Origin of the sequence: Bacillus sp. CH_48, assembly GCF_038008465.1 — a bacterium.
GTDB lineage: Bacteria > Bacillota > Bacilli > Bacillales > Bacillaceae_G > Bacillus_A > Bacillus_A thuringiensis_S.
Map to the genome: position 1 here is coordinate 566,892 of NZ_JBBOZF010000001.1, position 12,399 is coordinate 579,290.

Here is a 12,399-nt window from a genome sequence, read left to right on the forward strand (position 1 = left end):
GCCATTTTGATACAGCCTTATTTACTACTGCTCTTTAATCATTTTAAGGACATGCTGGTATTAAAAACTTACTCTACCTACAAAACATTACCATCCTTTAAATAATCATAAAGCTTATTATCCATCGATTTCTCCATAATCATGTTCATCGTAACAACCGGTAGTTCTTTTCCATTTTTATCTTGCATTTCAGTTTGTTCTACACTTGCTTTATCAGGTCTCGCTTTTCCTAAATAGTAAAAGTCGCTTCCCTCGTCATCATCTTTTTTCACAAAAATATGGACGTCAATATTATTTTCTTTAGCATCAATAATTGTTTGAACTTCCTTTGATTTTAATGTTCTATTACTTCTTGTATACCATTTAAGAACATCTTGATTAAGGAATTCATCACCATAGTCCACACTGGATTCTACCTCATCATTTTTATGGTATGTGATAAATATTGGACAAGTATAGTACTTTGTCTTATAACCATACATAGTTGAGCTCTCATCATTATGCCAATTTAAAAGTTTACAAACATCTTTTCTTGAGTATTTTTTATATACAGTAAGGTTACTATCACACTCATAGTTTTTGCTCTTTTCCCTTGCACTTTTAATAATGTCCATAACCATACGCTTAAAGTATTCATTTTGTTCTAAGCTTTTTCGGATAGAATCATTAAACATATACGCCTTATCGTCCTGTAAAGAGAGAATTGGCTTTTCTCCATATTTCTTTTGGCTGTTTTGCAAGAAAAATTCTAATTCAAAAATTCGTTGTACAGAAGTAATCGTATCATCATCTGTTAAGCAATTAGATTCTTCAAGTTGCTTTATATACTCATCTTTATCAACTTTTTCTTGCTTTAGTAACAATTCTAATAAAACAATTTCGTTTTTACGTTTTCCATTCAATACTTCCAATGAAAACATCGTTAAAACTTTATTTTCGTACTCTGTTAAGGCAGGGACATCTTCTTTCATTTTCAATAAGAACTGATAATAGTTCGAATATCCTTCTGCCAGTACAACTGGATCAATAGAATGGTTTACTATAAAGTCATATAGATATGGAGTTCTTCCTATTCTATTTTTCAACTCAGCAAAAGCTTCCTTTAATACTTTCATTGCTGTTAAATTACTATTATTAATCGCTTTAAAAATTTGCTTTTTCGCTATCTCTTCAAAGTTAACTGTTGAAATACCTTTAATATAACTCGTATCATTTGTATATCTACGTATATTGTCTTTATTTTGTGATCTATCTCCTGAAAGGGCGATTGGAATTAAATAGTTGTTTTTATAATTTCCAATAAAATCAATGATTGTAACAAAATCTTTCGAGTCGTGTTTTCGAAGTCCACGCCCCAGTTGCTGTATAAAGATAATACTTGATTGAGTTTGTCTCAACATAACAACTTGGTTCACACTTGGAATATCAATTCCTTCATTAAAAATATCTACCGTTAGAATATAATCCAGTATGCCATTTTCTAATTGATTCACTCGCAGTTCTCTTTCCTCTTGGGAATGATCACCGGTTAATGCAAATGTGCGAAAACCTCTATTATTTAAGGCATATGATAATTGTTCTGCCTCATCTTTTCGGCTGCAAAACATTAATCCTGTTACTTTCTCACCAGAATAACCATAGTATTTTACTTTTTCAACTACATGATCCACTCGCTCTTCCGTAACAAGTTTAGATAAAGCAGTTGTGTCATCTATCTTTTCACCATTATATTCAAAATCAGTAACTCCGAAATAATGAAAAGGACAAAGCATATCTTCTTCAAGTGCTTCTTGCAAACGAATTTCATAAGCAATATTGTAGTCAAATAGCTCATAAATATTAAAGTTGTCTGTACGTTCAGGTGTAGCAGTCATTCCCATTAAAAATTTCGGTTTAAAATAATCAATAACCCTATGATAAGAACTAGCACCAGCTTTATGAACTTCATCTATTAAAATATAATCGAATAGCTCAGGATCAAATTGGTGTAAAGTGGCCTCTTTTGAAATAGTTTGGATCGTCGCAAATAAATATTTAGCATGCACTTGCTTATTTGATCCTGATAAAATCCCAAAATCCTCATCGGCTCCGCCAAGAACCTTTTGAAAATCTGATTTTGCTTTATTTAATATTTGCTCTCGGTGAACAATAAACAGCATCCGTTTAGGTGCAAAATTTCTAACATCAAATGCTGAAAGATATGTCTTCCCCGTTCCTGTTGCGGAAATGACTAAGCCTTTTGCTTCTCCAGCGTCTCGAATAGCTTGTATTTCTTTTAATGCAGCTTGTTGCATTTTATTTGGCGTAATTTTCAACGCTTCTTCAATTGCATTATGATATTGACCAGGTAATTCTATAACTCGATCTAGCAACTTATTTTCTGCAACTTGTTCATATATTGTTTCGTAATTTGCAATCAACTCTTCAGTTAAAATTTGGGAATTTCTCCAGACTTCTTCAAATTGTTTTTTAAAATGCTGTACTATCTCTCCATCTTCATGCGATGTTAACTTGACGTTCCATTCATAGTTTACCTTCAAAGCATGCGCAGTCAGATTTGAACTACCGACAATTAATGAACAATGTGTTTTATTATCAAATATGTACCCCTTTGAATGAAAACCAGATAAGTTTGTTAATCTTACTTCTACATTTTCAAGTTTCATTAATTCTCTAAACACTTTTGGTGTATTAAAATTTAAAAATGTAGATGTTAATATACGTCCTTTAATCCCTTTTTGTTTAAGATCAAGGAAATGTGACTTTAAAGTCGCTAGCCCACTTTCCGTAATAAAAGCCACCGAAAAAATAAAGGCTGTACTATTTTCAAGCTCTTCCAGCAATGAGCTTAAAACATTTTCATTTTTCTTCGTATTGTTTACTAATAATTTAGGCTTATATATTCCAGGATGATTATGTTTTTGATTAATAAATCCTTTATATAAAGACCCTTCTAACTTTTGAATGAAATTCTCCATATGATCACCATTTATGACAAATTTTTATACTAATTGTATTACTCACTGATTTAAAGTGCAAATTTATTACAATAAAAAAACTATCCGCATAAAACGAATAGTTTTTAATCAAATTACTTTACAAGCGATTCTTTTGATAATTTCTCAATAGTTGGGATATCCGCAGGTGCCCATTCTAAAGCTGCTAGTTCATTCGGATATAACCATTTAATTGCTACGTGCTCAGTTAGAACCGGACTTCCTTCAACAAGTTTACAATAGAAAGTTTTCAAATGAACAATACCAAAATCATACTCATAGGCTGTATAATCAATTTGCTCACCAATCTGCACGCTACAATGCATTTCTTCATCAATTTCACGCTTTAACGCCTCTTGAGGTGTTTCTCCCTCTTCTATTTTCCCACCTGGAAATTCCCACATAAGAGGTAGCGATTTAGATGGCCCTCTTTGTGCACATAAAATTTTCTCATCTTGGACAATTACTGCTCCAACAACATAAATATTTTTTTTCATTATGTCCTCCTTAAATCTCACAGAAACTCTATACTTTATGTTTCCACACTTTATAGACTGAAAAATGCCTTGTATATCTTTTAACGACTAATATATTTTTAATCAGTAAGCTAGATTTTATCTAACCCTATCTAGCCCTTTTAATGTCATTAGCCTAACACTCTCATCTCTTTTATATTATATAGAAGTAACTACAAAAATAAAGCCCGATTGAATACTTCCCTCTTAATTCTCTTTTTTCAGCATTTCCTCATACCTAAAATCACATTGCTCCAACAACAACCTACTCTCCCCACTATCCTTATAATAAGAATTCCAACCCCGCTCCCTCAAAATCCCCTTCCAACTATCACTCTCCACCATCCTCTTAATAACACCATTCCAATAAGCAACCTCTTCCTCTGTCATATCTTTCGGGCCCATAATGCCTTTCCAGTGCTGGAAGATGACGTTGATTCCTTGTTCTTTCCACGTTGGGATCTCTGGTAGTCGGTCTAGGCGTTTTGGTGCGGATACGGCTAGTATTTTTATTTTGCCGGCTTTGTATTGTTTTTCGGCTTCGGATAGGGTCATGGTTGCAGCGCTGATTTGTTTGTTCGTTAGGGCGTTTATTATTTTTTCTTTGTTTTCGTAGACGAAGAATTGTAGTTCGGCAGGGTTTATGCCGAATGCTTTGCTTACTTGTACGAATGATAGGTGATCGTCGTTTCCTAGGCCTGGGGCAACGCCGATTTTGAAGTTTTTCTTATTTTGTTTTAGTTGTTCCATTAGTTCGTTTGCGTTTTCTATGTTTGATTCTTTTGATACGACAACGACTTCCCAGTCCGATGCAAGTGTTGCGAGCGGCGTGAAGTCTTTATATGTTAGTTTACTGTGACCTAGTAGGTTGTTCGTTATGAGTAAGCTTGAGTTAATCGCCAGTACGTGACCGCCTTTTTGTTTCGTATATTTCCATCCGACGTCACCGCTGCCACCTACTTTGTTTGTGACTGTGATTGGTTTTGTGAAGATTTTTTCTTCTGTGAGCGTTTTTTGCATCGCTCGCGCTGTTAAGTCCCACCCTGCTCCTTGAACGTTTGGCGCAACGATTTCTACTTTGTCTATGTTCACTTTATTCGTATGGGATTTTTCCGAGGAACAACCAGCTATTACTCCTGTCATGATCCATATACATAGTAATAATCGTTTTTTCATAGTCCTCGTCCTATTCGGTACTTTCGTTCTGGTCGTCCGATAATGCCGTATGTGTATTCTACTGTGCATTCGCCGGTCGCTACTAAGTATTCTAAGTATCTTCTTGCGGTTGTTCTGGAGGCTCCCATTTGTTCTCCCATTTCTTCTATTGTAATGCCCTCTTCGAATCCTTTTATAATCCCCTTTACTTTTTGCAGTGTTAACGGATCAACGCCTGTCGGTAAGTTTTTTATATCTTGTGTTTGCGAAGTACCGAAGAAGTTATCGATGAGTGCTTGATTCACTTCATTGTTACTATGTAATAATTGTTTCTTTCTTTTATAGTCTTCAATTGTGCGAACGAATTTTTCTAACGTGACCGGTTTTATAAGGTAGTTACTTACACCATTTCGAATTGCTTTTTCTAGCATATGGTTTTCATTTGCCGCAGTAACCATAATGACGTCAACGTTTGGAAAGTCAGCATGAATTTTCGGTAATAAGTCTGTTCCGATTCCGTCTGGTAAGTAATTATCTAATAGAAGTAAATCGATTTCTTCCCTTTGTAGTAGTTCCATCGTTTCTTTTGCGTTCAATGCTTTTCCAATCACTTTTACGTCTTTTATTTTCGATAAAAACTCCTCTTGAATTTGCGCGACGCGGAAATCATCTTCTGCAATTGCAACCTTCAACATATGCCCATCCCCCTGTTTGTCATGTACTTTCTCTCAATGTTTTCGGAAGGTAAATTGTAAAAATAGCTCCCCCATTTTTCTCGTTTTGAATTTCAATTGTTCCCCCTAGTAGATCTACCTTTTCTTTCACGTTTGCTAGTCCGTAACCACGATCATTTCCTTTCGTTGAAAAACCTTTTTGAAAAATGGTCGTTATTTTTTCTTCTGGTATCCCTATCCCGCTATCTATCACTTCAAACACAATGTCATGCCCAATATCCGTAACAAAGAAAGAAACATTCTTCTCCTCTCGTTCACTCACCGCATCAAATGCATTGTCGATTATGTTTCCAAGGATTGTAATAAGGTGCGAAACTTTTATATGGTCTGGTAACGGATGAAGCGCACTATCTCCTTCAATATGAAAATCAATTTTCTTCTCAGACGCTGTTCCGATTTTTCCTAATAAAATAGCTTGTACTTTCGCATCGTGAATTTGATGGAATAAAATGTGGTTTTGGCTTTGATGAATGTTAGATTCTTGCTGGATAAATTCAATCGCTTCTTTGTAATGCCCTAACTGAAGTAATCCTGATAAAACAAAAAGTTTATTTGTAAATTCATGCGTTTGAGCACGTAAGTCCTCTGAATACTTTCTTACCTCAGATATTGTGTTCACTAAGTTTTGCAGTTCTGTTTTATCTCTAAAACTACATACAACGCCTACCGTACTGTTATTTTCGAGTATTGGTGTCCTATTTAAAATAAACACTTTATCTTGAAACGCGATTTCTTGATCGTTTTCTAGTACTCTCTCCATATGAAATTCTGGTAAAACTTTTGAAATGTGCCGCTGCATATAATCATCATGTACATGCAGCATTTCTTCTGCCGAGGTGTTCATCATCGTGATAAGGCCATTTTGATCAATGGCGATAATTCCTTCTTTTATAGATAGTAGTATTGCACTTCGTTCCCGGTATAGCGCTGCGATTTCATTCGGCTCTAAACCGAGTGTATCTTTACGAATACTACGTGCTAAAAGAATGCCACCAATGATTCCAGCTAGTAATACACCTAAGGAAAAGAGGATAATTTCTTTCGTTCTGCTTAATATGTTATATTCGATACCTTTTATTGAAAACTCTACTGTTACAACGCCTACTACTTGATCGTAGTCTTCGTTATGAACAATAATGGGTGCTTTCGCCATTAAAGCTGGACCGCTTGTACCATTTCCTTCGAGCGTATAATAACCACCAAAAGTGAGTGCTTCATAGTTATATGGATTGTTACTCTTTGTGCCAATTAACTCCGAATTAGAATGGGAATACGTCACCCCAAAGCGATCTTCTATAATGACAGTATCTGCACCAGCTTGCTCACGAACTTGTTCCGCAATGGATTGAATGCTACTTTTATGTTCGTTATATTGAAAAGCATCTTTTATAGCTGGCATAAAAGAAAGAGATTTAGCCGTTTGCAGTGCTAGCTGTTCCACTTGACGTTTCGTATCAACGGACTGAATGTAAACAAATATTCCTGCTAATAGGAGAACGACAAATAAAATTAACGTAATAATTAAGCTTACTATTTTCGTTTGCAATGATACTTTGCGTGATTTCTTCATATTTCATATCCTTTGATAAAATATTCAAAACTATCAATCTCCTTTTTCTATTATTATGACAAAACTGAAAATGAAGCAACTATTAAAAATATCCATGTACATAAAGTACAAAAAGAATAAAATTGTCATAATATTGAGATTTAAAATAAAGAACAGTACAATTCAAATACAATGAACACGCTTTCATATATACCTTTTATTACTAAGCAAGAGGAGGAATTAGTATGGCTCAAGCAAAATCTAACCGAGTCGCCGGCAATATCTTTAAAGGTTCTGTCGGCAATTTAATTGAATGGTACGACTGGTACGTTTACTCTGCTTTTGCTGTTTATTTTTCAGCAGAGTTCTTTCCTAAAGGTGATCCAACGAGTCAATTACTGAACACAGCAGCTATTTTCGCAGTTGGATTTTTAATGCGCCCTATCGGCAGTTTGCTAATGGGACGATATGCAGATCGGCACGGACGCCGGGCAGCATTAACTCTTTCCATTACGGTTATGGCCGGTGGTTCTTTAATTATCGCCTGTACACCGAGTTACGAAAGCATCGGGATCATGGCACCAATTATTTTAGTTCTTGCCCGTTTACTACAAGGATTATCACTTGGCGGAGAGTATGGAACTTCCGCAACGTATTTATCTGAAATGGCTAGTAGTGGACGCCGTGGCTTTTATTCAAGTTTCCAATATGTAACGCTCGTTGCTGGGCAAATGGTTGCGTTAGGCGTTCAAATTGTTCTTCAGCAATTGCTAAGCGAACCAGATATGAAAGCTTGGGGCTGGCGTATTCCGTTCATTATTGGAGCGATGGGCGCAGTAGCTGTATTATGGCTTCGCCGCACGATGGATGAATCAGAACAGTTCGCAAACATAAAGTCGCAAAAACGCGAAAGTGCAGGAACCGTTCGTGCGCTTATGAAACACCCGAAAGCAGTATTAACAGTAGTCGGCCTAACATTAGGAGGTACTGTCGCATTCTACACGTACACAACATATTTACAAAAATTCATGGTAAACACAGTCGGTCTTCCGAAAGAAGTTGTAAGCTGGATTAACTTTATCGCACTACTTATTTTCGTCGTACTTCAACCAATTGCAGGGCTACTATCCGATAAAATTGGACGCCGCCCACTATTAATGGCATTCGGTATTCTCGGAACGTTACTAACAGCACCGATCTTCTTCTTTATGGAAAAAACGACAGAACCAATCGTAGCATTCTTACTCATGATGGTCGGCCTTATTATCGTTACTGGTTACACTTCCATTAACGCAATTGTAAAAGCAGAACTCTTCCCAACTGAAATTCGCGCACTTGGCGTAGGTTTACCATATGCACTAACTGTTGCGATATTTGGCGGAACAGCTGAGTTCATCGCACTATGGCTAAAGAGTATCGGGATGGAATCACTATTCTACTTCTACGTAGCTGGATGTATCGCTATCAGCTTTATCACATATTGGCGTATGGATGAGTCATCGAAAACTTCGCAGATTGAGGCGGAGCTTGGTGGTGGGGATAGTTTAGTTAATAATAAATCTAGTTAAAATTATGTATTCTATGTTCTTCGTTTACCTGAACTCGATTTGCTTTATCTAAAAAAGCATAATTCATTAAGATATAATTTAAAAACCTCTACTTATATGTAGGGGTTTTTGTATGACGAAAAAACACGTATTATCGACAATTGCAAAAAGCCGGAGATTTTGCCAATGTAGAATCCATTGGTACTCACACCATGCGAAAAACCTTCGGCTATTGGTTCTATAAACAAACAAAAGATGTTGCTATGTTACAAGAAATTCTTAACCATAGCACACCACACATCCCCCTGAAATATATTGGAATTAATAAAGAAGAAAAAGATAATATTCTTGATACATTTCAAATTTAATTCACTTAAAATTACTATTTCAATCATCATAAAAAAGACCTTTTATTTTAAAATAAAAGGTCTTTTTTTATAAACATATATGTATTAAGATTTATATTTTTTTACTGTACAAGGAATAGTTACAATGTACAAATCTATAGCATAGATTGTAACCCAGATACCTTTACCTTCAGCTTCTAACTTTTTATCTAGTTGAGACAAATGCTCTGAAACTTTTCTTTTTCCCCATCTTCTAGGAAACCATTGAAAAACCTTAGGAACATTATATTTTTTATTATACCAAGTATTCAATCTCCAAAAAATGAAAAAACCAAAACAATAATTATGATACGAAAAATATCAGAATATGAAATTCCTAAAACTATATTATATTTTCTCCATTTCCACTAAAACTCAGATAATTTACTTCTTAATTCTAATTCATCCTCTGTTTCGAAACCCTTAAATAATAAATGAATTATTTGATTATGATTAAAAAACACATTATATTCTTTTGATAAATTACCATGAGGATATGGACAAGAAACATAATCGCATAATTTATTATCAGCTTGTTGTTGCTTTCTTCCATAAATCATAAGAGGTTGATTAATTTCTTCTATAAGAGCTACAGAACCAATTGGTAATAATTAGCCTCCAATTGGAAAATAAGGGACAAACAAAGACAATCTACTCAGCTACCCTAAGATTTTAATGGTTTAATATTTTGATTTTCAAGTTTGCCTTCACAAATTCCTGTTAACACTAATAATAAGAAAAACAGGCCGTAACGGGCGATCAATTTGATCATAAAGGTCATACGCTTCGCCAAGTGGAACATCCGAATCATGTGGTTGTTCACCCTGTAACAATTACTAACAGCGCGTAGAAAACATTTGGATAAATAAGAGGCAAATAAATGATTAAAAAGTTGTAACCCCTACTATAAGAAATACTATTATTACTAAAGGAAGAATGATAATCATAAAGGATATTATTATTGTTAATAATGCTTTCCATGCTGAAAATTGGTGTGCTTCTCCTAAACATTTTAAGGAAATAATGATTGTCCAAATTCCAATAACTATATCAATTATGGCAAAAATAAGAAACAAAATCGTTAAAGTTATGCTACTCTCCATTTTCGGTGTCTCACTCGTAAAGTTTTCTATCCCAAACAAGAAAAATGAAGGCACCCAAACTAATATAAGAGAGTAAACGTAAGGGATATAAGAATAGGCAACTGAGTAACGTGTTTTCTCAAAGGTACCTTGTCCACCAAGTTTTTTTGCCACCCAATTAAATAACGCTGGTAGCAAAAAATAATAAATTAAGAAAGCAACGAAGGTACCGAATATAACCATTGAGATTATTGAAACTGGACTACTTATTGAATCCCCCATATTTTTAGAAGATGCTCGATCTAAAGTCTGTACGAATGAGCCTAGTAAAATGAGTAAAAACACATTCTTTGGTTTGGATATAAAAATTTCTTTCATTGTATCACGTGGTTTTGTCCAAATGGAGAACCAAGGATTAAGCGCACGTTTAAATTGATTTTCTGGAGTTTCCATATAAAAAACATTCCCCTTTCTTAAAACATATTAAATGTAAATCCCTAATTATCCCAATTATGTACATATAAATATTAAAGCATAAATAGTCGATTATTTAAATGTAAATATTCAATCATTTAATTTCATCTGAAACTTAGGGGGAGTGCTTCTTAGCAATTACCTCTATATTTTCTTACATTTTTAACTATGGGCTGATTAGTTACTTTCATTTTTGAGTACCTCACATTCTTTAATACACGGGATAAACAGCTATAATCTTATCATCAATAAGAACAAACCTAATTTCCATTCCTTGAGATGTTTTACCACAATATAATCTTCCACTTATACATCTTTTATTGCTATAAGCCTCGTAAATGGCTTCCATAAGAAGAATGCAATTATACACTTGAAATGCAACAAATCCTCTTTAAAAGCCTATACGTATTTTCCCTCCATCTTCTATATGCTTACGTAAATAATAATACTTATGGAGTTCTATAATCATATAAAACAAAGCAAACGAAAACACTGTGCATGCAGACATAAATACAATTGCCCCCATCTGTTGTGTTGCAATGCTAAGAATTATATTAGCAATTAACTGCCCCAATCCCGCTGCAATAGCTGCTACTTTTACACCACCAGTTCCTTTCGATGATTTTGATTTTTTTCTTGGTTCCTGAAGCTTTTCAATATGATTTTTATAAAAATGATACAAAGCGAAACTATACAAACCAAATGAAAGAATAAAATAGATGGGAGTTTGTAATTGTAACACTTCATAAGCATATTTTTGAGTTATAACTAATAATCCGACTGAACATATGGCGCCATATACTCCTCGAAATAGAGTGTATTGTAACTGTCGTTTCCGAGGATTGATAGCAATCCATATCGCCCACAAATTTAAAAAAATAACTGGAGGAGTTACTATATATACATAGAGTAATCGAAAAGGATTCGCAAAAGCAGGCAAAAGAACAAACACATCTGCCCCCAAAAGGACAAGACCAATTACGTGGACTCTTATTTCATTTACAGGATAAAGAGCCATATAATGTGCAAAAGCTTTCTTATTAAAATCTAGACTTTTTTTCATGTTAATTAAACCACCCCGCTACTGTTCCAATCAGTAAAAGTTTCATAACTATTCATTCTCTCCCCCTAAATTTATCCATAATATTATGAGCAACTATATTCCATAGTAAAGAAAGTACGGTAACAAAAAGTACAGCTAAAGAAAAATAAATCCTATCCTTCCATGTATCATGTACAATCATGCCTAGTATAATCATTATTAACGCACCAACACATATAACTATTTTTGAAAATTTTCGCATTCTATTATCTCGCTTCCTTCTCAAACTTAAATGAAACTCCTGCGGAATCTATAACCATACCCACCTATTACAATCTCACCTTTGGAACTTATATCATAATCACCTAATACAGGTATATAATTAGGTATCTTAATTTTAGTAATTTCCGCTTCATATGTTTGCAACACTATCAACGTTTCAAATGTCCTTTATACATTCCTTATTTAACCCCAAAACATTAAAATATGAATATTATAAAAATTAACTATCTACTTCCCATCAAAATTACGGTAATCCTATTAAGCCTGGGATTACTCCTTCTACCTTCGCCCATTCAAACGAGCACTCAACTAACATTTGATTCTTACACTTAATTCTTAATAAACCTTCTTCTATCGTATTTATTTCAAAATAATCAATTATATTTTCTGTCCCTAAACCTTTTATTGTTAAATTATGAATAGTAAAGAAAGATATCTCTACATAAATTACATCCCACTTATCCCATCTTTTTGGCTTGTTTTCAACATTTTCCTTTGTCATCAATTGAATAACTAAAGTAGGACCATCTCTTTTAAGACGCACATCTAATAACTCTGATTCTTCAAACTTTGGTATTTTCCCAAAAATACTAATTAACGCTTGTGGATTTAAAAATTTAAATTGATCAATCATTTT

11 protein-coding genes and 1 pseudogene are annotated in these 12,399 nt (G+C 34.2%); 2 read left to right on the forward strand and 10 right to left on the reverse strand.

Annotated features, from left to right (window positions below):
• Positions 1 to 77: 77 nt before the first annotated feature.
• From N2V92_RS02595 to N2V92_RS02615, 5 genes are all read right to left on the reverse strand, one after another.
• Positions 78 to 2,978: a DUF3427 domain-containing protein gene (locus N2V92_RS02595; protein WP_016078023.1), complete on the reverse strand. Its 2,901-nt coding sequence runs from the start codon at positions 2,976 to 2,978 to the stop codon at positions 78 to 80.
• Between the two features lie 113 nt (positions 2,979 to 3,091).
• On the reverse strand, positions 3,092 to 3,493 hold the full coding sequence (locus tag N2V92_RS02600; protein ID WP_000739609.1) for a (deoxy)nucleoside triphosphate pyrophosphohydrolase: 402 nt from the start codon (positions 3,491 to 3,493) through the stop codon (positions 3,092 to 3,094).
• 225 nt (positions 3,494 to 3,718) lie between these two features.
• A complete protein-coding gene (locus tag N2V92_RS02605) occupies positions 3,719 to 4,687 on the reverse strand; it encodes a tripartite tricarboxylate transporter substrate binding protein (protein WP_042597224.1) in 969 nt (322 codons plus the stop codon).
• Positions 4,684 to 5,361 (reverse strand): response regulator, encoded by a 678-nt coding sequence (locus N2V92_RS02610; RefSeq protein WP_000921553.1) that lies wholly within the window; start codon positions 5,359 to 5,361, stop codon positions 4,684 to 4,686. Before N2V92_RS02610 ends, N2V92_RS02605 begins: the two co-directional genes overlap by 4 nt.
• A 19-nt stretch (positions 5,362 to 5,380) precedes the next feature.
• Positions 5,381 to 6,970: an ATP-binding protein gene (locus N2V92_RS02615; RefSeq protein WP_000749664.1), complete on the reverse strand. Its 1,590-nt coding sequence runs from the start codon at positions 6,968 to 6,970 to the stop codon at positions 5,381 to 5,383.
• A gap of 224 nt (positions 6,971 to 7,194) precedes the next feature.
• On the opposite strand from N2V92_RS02615, the gene N2V92_RS02620 reads away from it, so the two are divergent.
• Together N2V92_RS02620 and N2V92_RS02625 are read left to right on the forward strand one after the other, a co-directional pair.
• Positions 7,195 to 8,517, forward strand: coding sequence for an MFS transporter (locus N2V92_RS02620; protein ID WP_042597221.1), 1,323 nt, complete (start codon positions 7,195 to 7,197; stop codon positions 8,515 to 8,517).
• A 131-nt stretch (positions 8,518 to 8,648) separates the two neighbouring features.
• Positions 8,649 to 8,864 (forward strand): annotated as a pseudogene (locus N2V92_RS02625) (tyrosine-type recombinase/integrase); the annotation flags it as partial.
• Between the two features lie 84 nt (positions 8,865 to 8,948).
• Here N2V92_RS02625 and N2V92_RS02630 read toward each other — a convergent pair.
• The 5 genes from N2V92_RS02630 to N2V92_RS02650 all read right to left on the reverse strand — a co-directional run bounded on the left by N2V92_RS02630 (position 8,949) and on the right by N2V92_RS02650 (position 12,396).
• Entirely contained in the window at positions 8,949 to 9,155 is a 207-nt protein-coding gene (locus N2V92_RS02630) for a hypothetical protein (protein WP_001999199.1), read from the reverse strand.
• Positions 9,156 to 9,250: 95 nt separating this feature from the next.
• A complete protein-coding gene (locus N2V92_RS02635; RefSeq protein ID WP_073990571.1) occupies positions 9,251 to 9,484 on the reverse strand; it encodes a DUF4176 domain-containing protein in 234 nt (77 codons plus the stop codon).
• A gap of 282 nt (positions 9,485 to 9,766) precedes the next feature.
• Positions 9,767 to 10,417 (reverse strand): Yip1 family protein, encoded by a 651-nt coding sequence (locus tag N2V92_RS02640; RefSeq protein WP_000449726.1) that lies wholly within the window; start codon positions 10,415 to 10,417, stop codon positions 9,767 to 9,769.
• A 412-nt stretch (positions 10,418 to 10,829) separates the two neighbouring features.
• On the reverse strand, positions 10,830 to 11,501 hold the full coding sequence (locus N2V92_RS02645) for a hypothetical protein (protein ID WP_042597218.1): 672 nt from the start codon (positions 11,499 to 11,501) through the stop codon (positions 10,830 to 10,832).
• 505 nt (positions 11,502 to 12,006) lie between these two features.
• Complete coding sequence (locus N2V92_RS02650; protein WP_016078029.1) at positions 12,007 to 12,396, reverse strand: immunity 50 family protein; 390 nt, start codon at positions 12,394 to 12,396, stop codon at positions 12,007 to 12,009.
• Positions 12,397 to 12,399: the final 3 nt, after the last annotated feature.